We start from the raw sequence: 18,352 nt of genomic DNA on the forward strand, positions 1-18,352 counted from the left end.
AGAGCCGGTCGACCAGGACGTCGAACCCGAGACGGAGCTGTGTGACCTGTGCGGGACATCGGCCTCGGACAGCACGAAGTGGTATGACATCGAGGGGCGTTCGGGGCCACAGAAGCATGACGATGGAGCCGCCGAGCAGGCGTAGCGCTGTTCCACGAGCTGCGAGGCGAGCGCGCGTTGAAGCCACGGTGTTTCGTCCACAAGCCGTGTGACGACCTCGCCCGCTTGCTCGATGGACAGCTTCCCCGTAGCGACCGTGGTGTCGTCGCCACACCGTGAACCGCCGTCGCAGTCCAGCGAGTCCGGGCACGAAAGACGTCCGCCCCGACCACCTTCTGGTGGTCGGGGCGGACGTCTTTCGTGCCCTTCGGGGCCTGTCGTCGATCAGTGATAGGCGACCGAAGAGTGCGGTGCGGCGGCGGGGGTGGAAGCCGCACCCGCGGTGGTCGGGATGTGCTGGGGCTCCTGCGACTGGGCGGCCTCGACCGAGCCGGGCAGTGCCGCCTCGATCGGGGTCTTGCGGAGCAGGAGGGCGGCGATCAGGGCGGTGAGGAGCATCAGGCCCGCACCGACGAGCGAGGCCACCTGGAGGCCATGCGTGAAGGCCTCCCGGCTCGCGTCGATCACCTGGGCGCCGATCTGCTGCGACTGGTGGGCGGCCACGTCGGCCGCACCGCCGATGGTGCTGCGCAGCGAGTCGAGCGCCGAGCCGGTGACGCCCTCGGGGCTGACCTTGGCCATGTCGTCGCGGTAGACGGCGGAGCCGATGGAGCCGAGCGAGGCGAAGCCGAAGGCGATGCCGAACTCGGTGAAGGTCTCGGAGGTCGCCACCGAGGAACCGGCCTGCTCCGGCGGGGCCGAGGTGACCACGATCTCGGCGGCCAGCGTCTTCGACGCCACCATGCCGCCGGCCAGCAGGCCGACGCCGACGAGGACGACCGCGATGTTGGAATCGACCTCGACCATGGTCAGGACGCCGAAGCCGGCGGCCATGATGACCAGGGCGGAGCCGATGAGCACGGCCGGGCGGACCTTGCGGCCGAGCGAGGCCGACAGGGCGACCGCGACACCGATGGCGGGCATCGGGGCCAGCGACCACAGCGAGGCCTTGAGCGGGGAGTAGCCGAGCACCAGCTGGAGGTACTGGTTGGTCAGGACGCTGCTGCCCATGAGGGCGAACGCCACCATGAGGTTGACGATGACCGCGCCGCTGAAGCCGCCGCTGCGGAACAGCGAGATGTTGATCATCGGGTTGGCCGTGGTCTTCTGGCGGATCACGAAGGCGACGACCAGGAGGGCGCCGACCGCGGCCCAGACGGCCGCGCTCTGGCTGTAGCCCTCGATGACGAGCTCCTTGAACCCGTAGATCAGCGCCATGACGCCGGCCAGGGAGAGCACGGTGCTCAGCAGGTCGAGCTTGCCGCGGTTCGGGTCGCGGTACTCGGGCAGCAGGAACGGGGCCGAGAGCAGGACCAGGACCATCACCGGGGTGTTGATCAGGAAGACCGAGCCCCACCAGAAGTTGTCCAGCAGGAGGCCGCCGACGATGGGGCCGATGGCGGCACCCGAGGTGAGCGTGCCACCCCAGGCCGCGATGGCGGTCTTGCGCTCCTTGGAGTCGTGGAACATGTTGCGGATCAGCGCCAGCGACGTCGGCGTCAGGGTCGACGCGGCGAGGCCGAGCAGGGCCCGCGAGGCGATGAGCATCTCAGGGCTGGTGGAGAAGGCGGCGAGGGCGGAGGCCACGCCGAACAGGGCGGCACCGATCAGCAGCAGCTTGCGGCGGCCGATGCGGTCGCCCAGCCAGCCGACGGTGACCAGGGTGCCGGCCAGGACGAAGCTGTAGATGTCCATGATCCACAGCAGCTGCGAGGCGGTGGGCGAGATGTCCTCGCTCAGCGGCGCGATCGCGAATCCCAGCACGGATACATCGACAGAGACCAGCAGGGTGACCAGGACGATCACTCCTAGGCCGATCCACTCCTTCGTTCCTGCCTTGGGCTTCAGTTCCGTCATGGCAATCGTCCATATCCTCTCGGCGTACGCGGCACGCAGAGCGTATCAGGTACGCACTTGCGTGTCACGTACTCGTTGGGGGGTGGAGGGTGGGGTGGGGGGTTGCGCCGCGAGCGGTGGAAGCGGGAACGGGTCCTGCGTGGAGCGGCGGAAGACAGCGTGAGCGCCTCGGGGTGCGGTACCCCAGGCGCTCGTTGGAATTGATATGAGTGAGATCCTGCACGGAAAACTGATCGCCGGTTCGGACTGCTAACGCCGGGCCTTTGTCAGGCATTTTTTATCCTTGAAAGCGAGCGTATTTCCGGTGGACGATTCGTCTGACTCTCGTCAGAGTTTCCGCCCTGAACGCTAACGGAGCGATTTGCCCCGGAGCTACCCCTAGCCACCCCTAAGCCGACCCCTGGTATGCCGTTGCCCGCGCCAAGGGGTCCGGCCGGAGACGGGGGCGAACTCGGGCCCCTCCCCACCGGGGAGGGGTGGGGCGGCAGTGATCCTAGGGGGCCCGGGGCGGTGCTCAGGGGTGGGCGGACCACCCTTCGCCGAAGTAATTTTCGAGAGATCTCAGTCCGTTGCGAGTTTGTGGAACGTACGTGCCGATTCGGCGCAGGGTCGGAATTCCTGCCCCCGAGTGCACGGAATCCGCATCTCGCCCCGGCGTCGTCGAATGGCATAGGAGGGTGTGCTCGGTGAGCAACGAGGAGAAGCTTCTCGGGTATCTACGCCGGGCTACCACCGACTTGCGTGAAGCCCGCAAACGGCTCGCTGCCGCGGAGCGCAAGTCGTCCGGTGAGCCGATCGCGGTCGTGGGCATGGCCTGCCGCTACCCCGGCGGTGTCACCTCCCCGGACGAGCTGTGGCAGCTCGTGGCCGAGGGCCGCGACGGCGTCTCCGCGTTCCCCACGGACCGCGGCTGGAACACCGACGCCCTGTACGACCCCGAGCCGGGCAAGCCCGGACGGACCATCACGCGCGAGGGCGGCTTCCTCTACGACGCCGGCGACTTCGACGCGGGCCTGTTCGGGATCTCCCCGCGCGAGGCCCTGGCGCTCGACCCCCAGCAGCGGCTGCTGCTGGAGACCTCCTGGGAGGCCGTCGAGAACGCGGGCATCGCCCCGCACACCCTCCGCGGCACGAAGACCGGCGTCTTCGGCGGCGTGATGTACCACGACTACGCGCTGGGCACCGAAGCCGCGGCCACCACCGGCGGCAGCCTGGTCACCGGCCGCATCGCGTTCAGCCTGGGCCTGGAGGGCCCGGCCGTCACCATCGACACGGCCTGCTCCTCGTCCCTCGTCGCCCTGCACCTCGCCGCGCAGTCCCTGAACTCCGGCGAGTCCACGCTCGCCCTGGCCGGCGGCGTCACGGTGATGACCGAGCCGGACATGTTCCTCTACTTCAGCCACCAGCGCGGCATGGCCGCCGACGGCCGCTGCAAGCCGTTCGCCTCGGACGCCGACGGCACCGGCTGCTCCGAGGGCGTCGGCGTCCTCGTCCTGGAACGGCTCTCCGACGCCCGCCGCAACGGCCACCAGGTGCTGGCCGTCATCCGCGGCAGCGCCGTCAACCAGGACGGCGCCTCCAGCAGCATGACCGCCCCCAACGGGCCGTCCCAGCAGCGCGTGATCCGCAGCGCCCTGGAGAACGCCGGCCTGACCATCGCCGACGTCGACGCCGTGGAGGCCCACGGCACGGGCACCCGCCTCGGCGACCCGATCGAGGCGCAGGCACTGCTGGCCACCTACGGTCAGGACCGCGACGCGGACAAGCCGCTGTGGCTCGGCTCCCTGAAGTCCAACCTCGCCCACACGCAGGCCGCGGCCGGTGTCGGCGGCGTCATCAAGATGGTGCAGGCGCTGCGCCACGGCGTCCTGCCCAAGACCCTGTACGCCGAGGACCCGACCCCGCACGTCGACTGGACCTCGGGCAACGTCAAGCTGCTGACCGAGCCGGTCGCCTGGCCGGCGGGCGAGCGCCCGCGCCGCGCGGGCATCTCCTCCTTCGGCCTCAGCGGCACGAACGCCCACGTCATCGTCGAAGAGGCCCCGGCCGCCGACGTGGCCGAGCCCGAGGGCGAGATCCGCGAACTGCCGCTGGTCCCCGTCGCCCTGTCGGGCCGTTCGCCGAAGGCGCTGGCCGAACAGGCCGGACGGCTGCACGCGCACGTCACCGGGCACCCGGACGCGTCCCTCACCGACCTCGGGTTCTCCGCGGCCACGACCCGCACGCCGCACGAGCACCGGGCCGTCGTCGTCGGCGCGGACCGCGAGGAGCTCCTCGCGGGACTGTCGGCACTGGCGGAAGGCACGGCGGCGGGTGCGGTGCAGGGCGTCGTGCGCGAGGGCCGCTCGGCCTTCCTGTTCACGGGCCAGGGTGCGCAGCGTCTGGGCATGGGTCGTGAACTGCACGCCGCGTTCCCCGTGTTCGCGGAGGCCCTCGATGCCGTGGTCGGGGCGTTGGACGCGCACCTGGACACCCCCCTCTACGAGGTGATGTGGGGTGAGGACGAGGCCCTGCTGAACAACACCGCGTTCACGCAGCCCGCCCTCTTCGCGATCGAGACGGCCCTGTTCCGGCTGGTGGAGTCGTGGGGTGTGCGTCCGGACTTCCTGGCCGGGCACTCCATCGGTGAGATCAGCGCAGCGCACGCCTCCGGGGTCCTCTCGCTGGAGGATGCGGCCCGTCTGGTCACGGCGCGCGGTCGTCTGATGCAGGCGCTGCCGGCGGGCGGCGCGATGGCGGCGATCGAGGCGACGGAGGAGGAGGTCCTCCCGCACCTCACCGACTCCGTCGGCATCGCCGCGATCAACAGCCCGCGTTCGATCGTGGTGTCCGGTACCGAGGAGGCCGTCGAGGCGATCCGGGACGTGTTCACCGAGCAGGGCCGCAAGACGACCCGGCTGCGCGTCTCGCACGCCTTCCACTCACCGCTCATGGACCCGGCACTCGCCGAGTTCCGCGCCGTCGCCGAATCCGTGACCTACGCACCCGCGCAGATCCCGGTCGTCTCCGGCGTCCACGGCGAGATCAGCCAGGACTGGGGCACCCCGGAGTACTGGACCCGCCACCTGCGCGAAGCCGTCCGCTTCTCCGACACCGTCCAACACCTGCACGCCAAGGGCGTCCAGACGTTCCTGGAGCTCGGCCCCGACGCCATCCTCACCGCCCTCACCCGGAGCACCCTCGACGGCGACGACACGGTCGTCGAGCCCGCCGTCCGCAAGAACCGCCCCGAGGCGCGCACCCTCCTGACGGCGCTGGCCCGCCTCCACACCACCGGCACCCCGATCGACTGGACGGCCTTCTACGCCCGGAGCGGCGCAGAGGCGGTCGCGCTGCCGACGTACGCCTTCCAGCGCGAGCGGTACTGGATGATCGCCGATCTCTCGGGCGGCGGCGACGCCTCCGCCTTCGGCCTCGCGCCCGCTGACCACCCGCTGCTCGGCGCGGTCATCGCCTCCCCCGACACGGACGGGGTGACCTTCACCGGCCGGCTCGCCGTCGACGCCCAGCCCTGGCTGGCCGACCACGACGTCCTCGGCGCCGTGCTCCTGCCCGGCACCGGGTTCGTCGAACTCGCCCTGTACGCGGGCGAGCAGGTCGGCCACACCACCCTGGAAGAGCTCATCCTCCAGGCCCCCCTCGTCCTGCCCGACCACGGCGGCGTCGCCCTCCAGGTCTCCGTCTCCGGCGCCGACGAGCTGGGCCGCCGGACCGTGCTCATCCACTCCCGGCCCCAGGACGCGCAGCCCGACACACCCTGGCTGCTGCACGCCCAGGGCCTCCTCGGAACGGCGCCCGTCGCGTCCGGCGCTGACCTCACCGAGTGGCCGCCCGCCGGCGCCGCCGAGGTGCCCCTGGACGACGCGTACGAACTGCTCCAGGAGCGCGGCTACCACTACGGGCCGGTGTTCCAGGGCCTCCAGGCCGCCTGGCGGCAGGGCGACGCGGTCTTCGCCGAGGTCGAACTGCCCGAGCAGGCGCACGAGGACGCGGCCCGCTTCGGCGTCCACCCCGCGCTCCTGGACGCGGCCCTGCACGGCTCGCTCCTCGACGACGGCCCGGGCGGCGCCGCGGGCGACTCCAACGGCGCCTCCGGTGTGCTGCTGCCGTTCGCCTGGAAGGGCGTGCGCTTCCACGCCGTCGGGGCGACCCGGCTGCGGGTGCGGATCGCCCCCTCCGGCCCCGACGCCATCACCCTGGACGGCGCCGACGCGGAGGGCCTGCCCGTATTCTCCGTCGAGTCACTGGTCTCCCGGCCCGGTGCCGTGGCGGAGGCAGCCGGCGGGGCCGTCCCGGGCGGCGCGCTGTTCGCCGTCGAACTCCAGCCGCTCGCCGCTGCCGCCGCTGCCGCCCCGCTGACCTGGGGCCGGTGGGAGGCGGACGACCGCACCCGGCCCGCGCAGGACGTACTGGTCCTCGACGACACGGACGCCGGCGCGGCCGACGGCACTTCCGAGGACACCGCCGCCCACGTGCACGCGGCCACCGCACGGGCCCTGGTCCGCGTACAGGAGTGGCTCGCGGACGAGCGGTTCGCCGACTCCCGCCTGCTCGTGGTCACCCGCGGCGCGGTCGCCGCGCCCGGCGAAGGCGTCACGGACCTGGCCGGTGCCGCGGTCCGCGGCCTGATGCGTTCGGCCCAGGCCGAGAACCCCGGCCGGATCGTCCTCGCCGACCTCGAACCCGGCGCCCCGGAGTCCACGCTGGATCCCGCCGTGATCCTGGCCGCGGCCGAGCCCGAGGTCGTCGTACGGGGCGGTGCGCTGTTCGCCCCGCGCCTGGTGCGCGCCACGGCCGCCGCCACCGCGGACGAAACGCTTCGCTTCGACGGCCCGGGCGCCGTCCTGCTCGCCGGAGGCACCGGCACCCTGGGGCACCTGGTGGCACGCCACCTCGTGACCGTGCACGGCGTGCGCGAACTGCTGCTGGTCAGCCGGCGCGGCCCCGAGGCCCCCGGCGCCGACGCCCTGCACGCCGAACTCACCGCCCTGGGCGCCGACGTCACCATCAGCGCCTGCGACCTCGCCGACCCCGCCGAGGCACGCGACCTGCTCGCCCGACACCGCGTCTCCGCGGTGATCCACCTCGCCGGTGTCCTCGGCGACGTCACCATCGGCTCGCTCACCCCCGAACTGCTCGCCGGGGCGCTGCGCCCCAAGGTCGACGCCGCGTGGAACCTCCACGAGCTGACCCGGGGCCGGGACCTGACCGCGTTCGTGCTGTTCTCCTCGGTCGCCGGCGTCCTCGGCAACCCGGGCCAGGGCAACTACGCCGCGGGCAACGCCTTCCTCGACGCCCTCGCCGCCCGGCGCCGCGCCGAGGGGCTTTCCGGCCAGTCGCTCGCCTGGGGCCTGTGGGCCACCGAGGGCGACGCCGGCTCCGTCAGCGGCGACGGCATGGCGGAGGAGCTGAACAACACCGACCTCCAGCGCATGCGGCGCTCCGGCATCGGCGCGCTGTCCGCCGCCGCCGGCCTCGCCCTGTTCGAAGCCGCCACCACGTCCGCCGATCCCGTCCTGCTGCCGCTCGCACTGGACCTCGCCGCCCTGCGCGCCGCCGACGACCTGCCCGCGCAGTTCTCCGCGCTGGTCCGCCGGCGCGCCCGCGCCGCGGCCCGGACCGGTGCCCGCAGCGCCACGCAGGGTCAGGTGCTCGCCGCGCTGCCGCAGAAGGAGCGCCGCCGCGCCCTCCTGGACCTCGTACGCGGCCAGGTCGCCTCGATCCTGGGGCACTCCTCCACGGCCGAGGTCGGTCCCGACCGCGCCTTCAACGAGCTGGGCTTCGACTCGCTGACCGCACTGGAACTGCGCAACCAGCTCACCACTGCGACCGGGCTGCGGCTGACCCCGACCCTCGTCTTCGACCACCCGAACGCCCAGGCGGTCGCCGACCACCTCGACACGCTGCTCGCCGGCTCCGCCGCCACCGCCACGCCCGCCACCGCCACCGCGGGCCCGGCGGCCGACGGCGACGACCCGATCGTGATCGTCGGCATGGCCTGCCGCTACCCGGGCGGCGTCCGTTCCCCCGAGGACCTGTGGAACCTCGTCGAGGACGAGGTCGACGCGATCACCGAGTTCCCCGTCAACCGCGGCTGGGACATCGACGGGCTGTACGACCCCGAGCCGGGCACCCCCGGCAAGGTGTACGTGCGCCACGGCGGCTTCCTGCACGACGCCGACGAGTTCGACCCGGCGTTCTTCGGCATGAGCCCGAACGACGCCCTGACCACGGACCCGCAGCACCGGCTGCTGCTGGAGGTCGCCTACGAGGCGCTGGAGCGCGCGGCGATCGACCAGGCCTCGCTGAAGGGCACGTCGACCGGCGTGTTCGCCGGGATCATGTACCACGACTACACGGGCAACAGTGCCGCCGGCTCGCTCGGTTCGGGCCGCGTCTCCTACACGTTCGGCCTCGAAGGCCCGTCCGTGACGGTGGACACCGCCTGCTCGTCCTCGCTGGTCGCCCTGCACCTCGCGGCGCAGGCCCTGCGGTCCGGCGAATGCCCGCTGGCCCTGGTCGGCGGCGTGACCGTGATGTCCTCCACGGAGACCTTCGTGGAGTTCTCCCGGCAGCGCGGCCTGTCCAAGGACGGCCGGTGCAAGTCGTTCTCCGCCGCCGCCGACGGCGCCGCATGGTCCGAGGGCGTCGGCGTCCTCGTGATCGAGCGCCTGTCGGACGCCCGCCGCAACGGGCACCGGGTCCTCGCGGTCCTGCGCGGCAGCGCCGTCAACCAGGACGGCGCGAGCAACGGCCTGATGGCGCCGAACGGCCCCTCCCAGCAGCGGGTCATCCGCCAGGCCCTCGCCAACGCGGGCCTGTCCACCGCCGACGTCGACCTCGTCGAGGCGCACGGCACGGGCACCACCCTCGGCGACCCGATCGAGGCCCAGGCGCTGCTCGCGACGTACGGGCAGGACCGCGGCGCCGCCGATCCGCTGTGGCTGGGGTCCATCAAGTCGAACATCGGGCACACCCAGGCCGCCGCGGGCGTCGCCGGAGTCATCAAGGTGGTGCAGGCCCTACAGACCGGCATCATGCCGAAGTCGCTGCACCTGGACGCTCCGTCGGCCCAGGTCGACTGGGAGGCGGGTGCCGTCCGCCTCCTCGACGAGGCCCGCAAGTGGCCCGAGTCGGACCGGCCGCGCCGGGCCGGCGTGTCCTCCTTCGGCATCAGCGGCACCAACGCGCACGTCATCCTGGAAGCCCCGGAGACGGCTGCCGCCCCGGCCGCCCCGGCTGCTTCCGTTGCGCCGGATGCCGCGGACGCGCCGGGGGCCGTGGCATCTGCCGGAGCCTCCGGTGGCGCCGGTGCCGCCGGTGGGACGCGGGTCGTGCCGTGGGTGTTGTCCGCGCGGGACGCGGAGGGCCTTGCGCGGCAGGCCGGGCGGCTGCTGGAGCACCTCGACGCGCTGCCCGCCGCCGAACCGCGCGACATCGGGTTCTCCCTGGCGACCACCCGGGCGCCCATGGAGCAGCGGGCCGCGCTGATCGCGACCGACCGCGAGCAGGCTCGCCAGGCGCTGGCCGCGCTCGCCTCCGGTGCCCCCGCCGCCGTGCCCGCCGTCCGGGCCGCCACCGGCGGACTGACCGCCTTCCTGTTCTCCGGCCAGGGCGCCCAGCGTCCCGGAATGGGACGTGAACTGCACGCCGCCTTCCCGGTGTTCGCCCAAGCCTTCGACGCTGCCGTCGCGGAGCTGGACCGGCACCTGGACCGGCCGCTGCGCGAGGTCGTCTGGGGTGAGGACGCCCAGGAGCTCAGCCGTACCGTCCACACCCAGGCCGGGCTGTTCGCCTTCGAGACCGCCCTGTTCCGGCTGCTGGAGTCATGGGGGGTCCGCCCGGACTTCCTCGCCGGGCACTCCATCGGCGAACTGGTCGCCGCCCACGTCTCGGGCGTGCTGTCCCTGGCCGATGCGGCGAAGCTGGTCGCCGCCCGGGGCCGGCTGATGCAGGCCCTGCCCGAGGGCGGAGCCATGCTGGCCGTCCAGGCCTCCGAGGACGAGGTGCTGCCGCTGCTGACCGACACGGTGAGCATCGGCGCGGTCAACGGCCCGCAGTCGGTGGTCGTCTCCGGCGCCGAGGACGCCGTCGGGGCGATCCGGGAGCACTTCGCGGCCCTGGGCCGCAAGACCTCCCGGCTGCGCGTCTCGCACGCCTTCCACTCGCCGCTGATGGACCCGATGCTCGCCGAGTTCAGCGCCGTCGCGGCCGGACTCTCCCCGGCAGGGCCCCTGATCCCGCTCGTCTCGAACGTGACCGGCCGCATCATGAGCGCCGAGGAGATCGCCGACCCGCAGTACTGGGTCCGCCACGTCCGCCAGGCCGTCCGCTTCGGCGACGGCGTGCGCGCCCTCGCCGACGCCGGAGCCACCGCCTTCGTCGAGGTCGGCCCCGACGCCGTCCTCGCCGGCCTCGGCCCCGCCTGCCTCACCGACACCACGGCCATCGGCGACACCGCCCCGGTGTTCCTGGCGCTGTCGCGGCGCGAACGCGACGAGGAGCACACCCTCGTGGCCGCCGTCGCGCAGGCCCACACCCACGGCGTCGATGTCGATTGGCCCGCCTTCTTCGCGGGCAGCGGCGCGCAGCGCATCGAGCTGCCGACGTACGCCTTCCGCCGCGACCGCTTCTGGGCGCTCGACGAGCGCCGCGGCGGGGACGCCGGCTCGCTCGGCCTCGACGCAGTGGACCACCCGCTGCTGAGCGCGGTCGTCCCCGCCCCCGGCACGGGCGGGGCGACCTTCACCGGCCGCCCCGCGCGCTCCGCCCAGCCCTGGCTGGAGGACCACGACCTGCTGGGCACGGTCGTCTTCCCGGCCACGGGCTTCGTCGAACTGGCCCTGCGCGCCGGAGCGGACTTCGGCTGCGACCGGCTGGCCGGCCTGACCCTGCACGCCCCGCTGCCGCTGCCCGAGCAGGGCGGCGTCCCCCTCCACGTGGTGGTGGGCGCCCCCGGCGAAGACGCGCTGCGCACGGTGAGCGTGTACTCCCGAGCCGAGGACGGCGAGGCCGCCGGGGACACCGCCTGGACCCTGCACGCCGAAGGCACCCTCGCCGACGGCGCCGCACAGCCTTTCGGCCCCGCCTCCGCCCCCGCCGACCTCTCGGCCTGGCCGCCCGCCGGCGCCGCGCCCGTCGCGGTCGCCGACGCGTACGAGCGGCTCCTCGCCGGCGGGTACGGGTACGGCCCCGTCTTCCAGGGCCTGTCCGCGGCCTGGCGGCGCGGCGACGAGCTGTTCGCCGAGATCGCGCTGCCCGCCGACGCGGGCTCCGGCGAGGCCGCGGCCGACCGGTTCACCGTCCACCCCGCCCTGCTCGACGCGGCCCTGCACCTCGACCGGCTCGAAGGGCTCGACCGGCTCGACACCGGGGCTCCGGCCCCGCGGGCCACCGCCTCCTGGACCGACCTCCAGGTGCACCGGACGGGCGCCGGAGCCCTCCGCGTCCGCATCAGCCGCGACGCCCAGGGCACGCTCGCCCTCGAAGCGGCCGACGCAGAGGGCCGTCCCGTCCTGTCGGCGGCCGCGGTCACCCAGCGGACCGTCTCGGCGGACGAACTGCGCACCGGCGAACAGCCCGGCGCCCTGTACCGGCTGACCTGGGGCCAAGCCCCCGCCGGCGCCGGCCCGGCGCAGGACGCGTCCGTCCTGTTCGAGTGCCCCGTACCCGAGGGGGCCGCCGACACCGACGCGGCCGCCCGGGCCCGTGCCGTGGCCGCGGCGACCTTGACCCGGCTGACGCAGTGGCTCGACGAGGAGCAGGCCGCACCCCTGACCGTCGTCACCCGCGGCGCCGTCGCGGTCCGCGACGACGAGAGCGCCGACCTCGCCCAGGCCCCGGTCTGGGGTCTGGTGCGGGCCGCACAGAGCGAGCAGCCCAGCCGGTTCGTGCTGGCCGACCTCGACGACACCGAGGCGTCCCGGCAGGCGCTGCCCGGGGCCCTCGGCGCCGGACTGACCGAGTTCGCGATCCGGGCCGGCACCGTCCTCGTACCGCGGCTCGCCAAGGCCGCCGCCCCGCAGGGGGACCGGCCGCAGCTGGCCGGCACGGTCCTGGTGACCGGCGCCGCGTCCGCCGCCGGTGCGGTCGTGGCACGCCGGCTGGTGACCGAGTACGGCGCCACCCGCCTGCTGCTCGTCCGTGCGCCGGCCGCCACCGGCACGGACCCGCACGGTGCGGACGGCCCCGCCGCTCTCGCCGCCGAGTTCGCCGGCCTCCCGGTGACCGTCGACACCGCCGACTGCGATCCCGCCGACCGCTCCGCGCTCTCCGCGCTGCTGGCCGCCGTTCCCGCCGAGCACCCGCTCGTCGCGGTGGTGCACGTTGATGCCCCGGCCGGGGGAGCCGTCATCGACGCCGGGGCGGCACGCGCGCTGGACGAGGCCCTGCGGTGCACCGCCGACGCGGCGTGGAACCTGCACGAGCTCACCCGCGACGACCGTCCCGCGGCGTTCCTGCTGCTGTCCTCCTCCGCCGGGCTGATGCACGGCGCCGGACAGGGTGCGCGGGCCGCCGCGGCCACCTTCCTCAGCGCGCTCGCCCGGCACCGCCACGGCCTCGGACTGGCCGCGACGGCCTTGGCGTTCGGGCCGTGGGAGGCCGCCGCCGAACCCGCCGAACAGCAGGGCCTGCTGGCTTCGCTCGGCCTGCCCGCCCTCGGCGCCGACCGCGGACTGACGCTGCTCGACGAGGCGCTGCGCACCGGCGAGGCCGACCTGACCGCCCTCGACCTCGACCGGGGAACGCTGCGCTCGGCCACCGGCCGCGTACCGGCCGTCCTGTCCGGCTTCGTACGGACCCCCGCCGGCCGGCAGGGCCGCGGCGGCACCGACGAGGCCGACCAGTTGCGGCGGCGGCTGACCGGACTGGACCCGCAGGAGCGGGAGCGGGTGTTCCTGGAGGTGGTGCGCTCGCACGTCGCCGGGCTGCTCGGCCACGCGTCGGCCGACGCCGTGGCCGCCGACCAGTCCTTCCAGGAGCTCGGCTTCGACTCGCTGGCCGTCGTCGAACTGCGCAGCCGCCTGGGCACGGCCACCGGTCTCGCCCTCCCGGCGAGCCTGGCCTTCGACTTCCCGACGTCGCGGGCCGTCGCCGGCTACCTGGCCGCCGCCGTGCAGGGCGACGAGAACGACGGGACGCAGGCCCTGACCGAGCTCCTGGACCAGCTGGACGCGGCCCTCGCGGCCGTCGCCCGGGACGCCGCCGAACCCGCCCGGATCACCGCACGGCTCGAAGCGGTACTGCGCCGCTGGCAGGACACCCGCACCACCGAACCGACCGACCCGGAGCAGGACTTCGAGGCGGTCACCGACGACGAACTGTTCGAGGCACTGGACCGGGAACTCGGGCTCTGACCCCGCGAGACCTCGACCGCCGCGATCCACAGTTGGCTTCAGATTGGTTGACTTCAGATGCCTGACCAGGACAAACTCCGCGACTATCTCAAGCGCGCCACCGCCGACCTGCAGAGTGCCAAGCGGCGCCTGCGGGAGGCCGAGGCCCGCGAGCACGAGCCGATCGCGATCGTCGGGATGAGCTGCCGCTACCCCGGCGGGATCGGTTCCCCCGAGGACCTGTGGGACCTGGTGGCCTCGGGCGGCGACGGGATCACCGGCTTCCCCCTCAACCGCGGCTGGGACGTCGACGGGCTGTACGACCCGGAGCCGGGCACGCCCGGGAAGTCGTACGCCCGCGAAGGCGGCTTCCTGCACGACGCCGACCGGTTCGACGCCGACTTCTTCAAGATCAGCCCCAAGGAGGCGCGGGAGACCGACCCCCAGCAGCGCCTCCTGCTGGAGACCTCCTGGGAGGCGCTGGAGCGCGCCACCATCGACCCGCTCTCGCTGCGCGGCAGCCGCACCGGCGTCTACGCCGGCGTCGTCTACCACGACTACCCCTCCGACGGTGGGATCGGCGGCCTCGGCAGCATCGCCTCCGGCCGCATCTCCTACACCCTCGGCCTGGAGGGCCCCGCGGTCACCGTGGACACGGCCTGCTCCTCCTCGCTGGTCGCCCTCCACTGGGCGGTCAAGGCCCTGCGCGCCGGCGAGTGCGGCCTGGCGCTGGCCGGCGGCGTGACCGTGATGGCGACGCCCACCTCCTTCGTCGGCTTCAGCCAGGAGCGGGGCCTCGCCCCCAACGGCCGCTGCAAGTCCTTCGCCGCGGCAGCCGACGGCACCGGCTGGGGCGAAGGCGCCGGCATGCTCGTCGTCGAACGGCTCTCCGACGCCCGCCGCAACGGCCACCCGGTGCTCGCCGTCATCCGCGGCTCCGCCATCAACCAGGACGGCGCCTCCAACGGCATCACCGCCCCCAACGGCCCGTCCCAGCAGCGGCTGATCGAGCAGACCCTGGCCGGCGCGCAGCTGACCGCCGACCAGGTCGACGCGGTCGAGGCGCACGGCACGGGCACCACCCTCGGCGACCCGATCGAGGCGCAGGCGCTGCTCGCCACGTACGGCAAGGGCCGCCCCGCGGACCGGCCGCTGTGGCTGGGCTCGATCAAGTCGAACATCGGGCACGCGCAGGCCGCCGCCGGCGTCGGCGGCATCATCAAGATGGTCGAGGCGATCCGCCACGGCGTCCTGCCCAAGACCCTGCACGTCGACGAGCCGACCCCCAAGGTCGACTGGTCGGCCGGCAACATCAGGCTGCTCACCGAGGCCGTCGCCTGGCCCGACCACGGGGAGCCGCGGCGCGCCGCCGTCTCCGCGTTCGGCCTGAGCGGCACCAACGCGCACGTCATCATCGAGGCCGCGCCCGCCGAGGACGCCCCGGCCGCCGATGCCACCGCGCCGGACACCGCCCCCGACGCCTCGGTCCCGGCGCTGCTGCCGCTGTCGGCGAAGACCGCGGACGCCCTGCGCGCCCAGGCGGCCAACCTGCTGGACCACCTGGCCGCCGACGACACCGCCGGGGACGGGGCGCCCGTACGGGACCTCGGCTTCTCGCTGGCCACCACCCGCGCCGCGCTGGAGCACCGCGCCGTCCTGCTCGCCGCCGACCGCGACGAGCTCGTACGGGGCCTGTCGGCCCTCGCCGAGGGCGACACCCCGGCCGACGCCGCCCGCGCCGTCGCCGAACCCGACGTCCGCACCGCCTTCCTCTTCTCCGGCCAGGGTGCCCAGCGCCTGGGCATGGGCCGTGAACTGCACGCCGCCTTCCCCGCGTTCGCGGAGGCCCTCGACGAGGCGGCCGCCGCCCTCGACGCGCACCTCGACACCCCGCTGAAGGACGTGATGTGGGGTGACGACGAGGAGCTGCTGAGCAGCACCGCCTATGCCCAGCCCGCGCTGTTCGCCGTCGAGACCGCCCTGTTCCGGCTCGTCCGGTCCTGGGGCCTGCGCCCGGACCTGCTGGCCGGCCACTCCATCGGCGAGATCACCGCGGCCCACGTCGCCGGCGTCCTCGACCTCGCCGACGCCGCCCGCCTCGTCACCGCACGCGGCCGCCTGATGCAGGCCCTGCCCGCCGGCGGCGCCATGGCCGCGATCCAGGCCACCGAGGAGGAGGTCCGCCCCCACCTCACCGAGCGCGTCGGCATCGCCGCGATCAACGGGCCCCGCTCGGTGGTCGTCTCCGGCGAGCAGGACACCGTCCGCGCCATCGCCGCCCACTTCGGGCACGAGGGCCGCAAGACCAAGGAACTGCGGGTCTCGCACGCCTTCCACTCCCCGCTCATGGACCCGATGCTGGAGGACTTCCGCCAGGTCGCGCAGAGCGTGACCTGGAACGAAGCCCGCATCCCGGTCGTGTCGAACCTGACCGGCCGGCCGGCCGGGCCCGGCGAGCTCCAGAGCGCCGACTACTGGGTCCGCCACGTCCGCGAGGCCGTCCGCTTCTCCGACGCCCTGCGCACCCTCGAAGCCGACGGCGCCCGCATCCTTCTCGAACTGGGCCCGGACGCCGCGCTCACCCCGATGGCCGCCGACTCGCTCACGGCCGACACCGGCGCGGGCGCCGTCGCCGTGGTACCCGCCCTGCGCCGCGGCCGCGACGAGGCGCGCACCCTCCTGGCCGCCGTCGCCCAGGTCTTCGCCCGCGGCGCCGCCGTGGAGTGGACCGCCCTGTTCGGCGGCCCGGCCCGCCGACTGGCGCTGCCCACCTACCCGTTCCAGCACCGCAGCTTCTGGGCCGACACCGTCCCGGCCACCCCCGGCCTGCTCGCCGCGGGCACCGGCGCCGGCGCGGTCGACCCGGCCGACACCGCCTTCTGGGACGCCGTCGAGCACGCCGACGTCGACACGCTCGCCGGCCGGCTGGAGATCGCCGCCGACCCCCTGCACGAGGTGCTGCCCGCCCTCTCGAAGTGGCGCCGCCGCCACCACGACGCGTACACCCTCGACTCCTGGCGCTACCGCGTCGTGTGGCAGCCCGCCCCCGACGCCCTGCCCGCCGCCGCCCTGACCGGCACCTGGATCGTCGCCGTGAGCCCGCAGGACGCCGCCGACCCCCGGGTCGCCGCCGTGCTCGCCGCCCTCGCCGACGCCGGTGCCGCCCCCGAGACCGTCGAGGTCGACGGCCAGGACCGCGCCGCGCTCACCGAGGCGCTGCGCGGCCGCACCGCCGCCGGAGTGCTGTCGCTGCTCTCCCTCGACGAGCGGCCGTACCCCGAACACCCGGTGCTTTCCCGGGGCCTGGCCGCCACCATCACCCTGGTACAGGCCCACGGCGACGCCGGCCTCGCCGCCCCCCTGTGGCTCGCCACCTCCGAAGCGGCGGCCGTGGCCGGCTCCCACGAGGTGACCGCCGTCGCCCAGACCCCCCTGTGGGGCCTCGCCGGATCCCTCGCCCTCGACCTCCCGCAAACCTGGGGCGGCATCGTCGACCTGCCCGCCGCCGTCGACGCCGGCAGCGCCCGGCAGCTGTGCTCCCTGCTGACCGGCACCTCCGGAGAGGACGCCGTCGCGATCCGGCCGCAGGGCGTCTTCGTACGCCGCCTCGTGCGCGCCCCCCTCGCCGGCCAGGAGCCCCGCCGGACCTGGCAGCCGCACGGCACCGTCCTCATCACGGGCGGCACCGGCGGCCTCGGCGCCCACGTGGCCCGTACGTTCGCCGCCGAGGGCGCCGGGCACCTGCTGCTCACCAGCCGCCGCGGCAGCGCCGCCGCCGGCACCGACGAGCTCGTCGCCGAACTGACCGGCCTCGGCGCCCGCGTGACGATCGAGGCCTGCGACGTCACCGACCGGGCCTCCCTGTCCCGCGTCCTGGACTCCGTACCCGAGGACCAGCCGCTCACCGCCGTCATCCACGCGGCCGGCGCCATGCAGCGCATCGCCCCGCTCGCCGACCTCTCCCTCGAAGAGTTCGCCAAGGTCGGCCACGCCAAGGTCACCGGAGCCGTCCTCCTCGACGAACTCCTCGCCGACCGCCCGCTGGACGCGTTCGTCCTCTTCTCCTCCGGCGCCGCCGTATGGGGCAGCGCCGGCCAGAGCGCCTACGCCGCGGCCAACGCCCACCTCGACGGCCTCGCCCACCGGCGCCGCGCCCAGGGCCGCACGGTGACCTCCGTCGCCTGGAGCTCGTGGGACGGCGGCATGGTCGACGCCGAACTCGGCGCGATGATGCGCCGGATCGGCGCGCCCGCCATGCGGCCCTCCATCGCGGTCGGCGCCCTGCGCCAGGTCATCGAGCACGAGGAGAGCCATCTGGTGGTCGCCGAGTTCGACTGGGAGCGCTTCGTCCCCACGTACACGCTGGCCCGGCCCCGCCCGCTCCTGGACGCCCTGCCCGAGGTGCGCGACATCCTCGCCCGCGCCGCCGATCCGGCGGCCGCGGGCGGCGGATCCGCGCTGGTGGCCTCGCTGGCCGGCAAGCCGGAGGCGGAGCAGACCCGCGCCCTGCTCGACCTGGTCCGCGGCAAGGTCGCCGCCCTGCTCGGCTACGACTCCCCGGCGGAACTCGAACCGACCCGCGCCTTCGAGGACCTCGGCTTCGACTCCGTCGCCGCCGTGGAACTGCGCTCGCGCCTGAGCGAGGCGACCGGCGCGAACCTCCCGAGCACGATGGTGTTCGACTACGCGACGCCCGCCGCACTGGCCGCGTTCCTGCGCACCGAGCTGTTCCAGGACGGCGACGGCGGCCCGGCCGACGTGCTCACCGAGCTGGACCGCTTCGAGGAGCTCGCCGCCTCCCTCGACATCGAAGAGATCCGCTCCAGCCGGATCACCTCGCGGCTGCAAGCCCTGGTCGGCAGGCTCACCGACCTCCAGGGAACCGGCGAGATGGTCCGCGACCAGCTCGAATCCGCTTCGGCGGACGACGTCTTCGCCTTCATCGACAGAGAACTCGGCCTGGCCTGACCGAGCCCCCGAGCACGTTGCCGACACATTCA

2 protein-coding genes and 1 pseudogene are annotated in these 18,352 nt (G+C 74.3%); 2 read left to right on the forward strand and 1 reads right to left on the reverse strand.

All coding sequences use genetic code 11. The features are described from left to right. Window positions 1-384: 384 nt before the first annotated feature. Window positions 385-2,016: an MFS transporter gene (locus tag OG974_RS30795; RefSeq protein ID WP_327286173.1), complete on the reverse strand. Its 1,632-nt coding sequence runs from the start codon at window positions 2,014-2,016 to the stop codon at window positions 385-387. Between the two features lie 686 nt (window positions 2,017-2,702). Between OG974_RS30795 and OG974_RS30800 the strand changes: the two genes are divergently transcribed. Both OG974_RS30800 and OG974_RS30805 read left to right on the forward strand, forming a co-directional pair. Beyond that, window positions 2,703-13,373, forward strand: a complete 10,671-nt coding sequence (locus tag OG974_RS30800) for a type I polyketide synthase (RefSeq protein ID WP_331735056.1) — start codon at window positions 2,703-2,705, stop codon at window positions 13,371-13,373. Window positions 13,374-13,430: 57 nt separating this feature from the next. Continuing rightward, window positions 13,431-18,320, forward strand: a pseudogene (locus tag OG974_RS30805) (type I polyketide synthase); the annotation flags it as partial. Window positions 18,321-18,352 lie beyond the last annotated feature (32 nt).

The sequence above is a fragment of the Streptomyces sp. NBC_00597 genome (assembly GCF_041431095.1).
Lineage (GTDB): Bacteria > Actinomycetota > Actinomycetes > Streptomycetales > Streptomycetaceae > Streptomyces.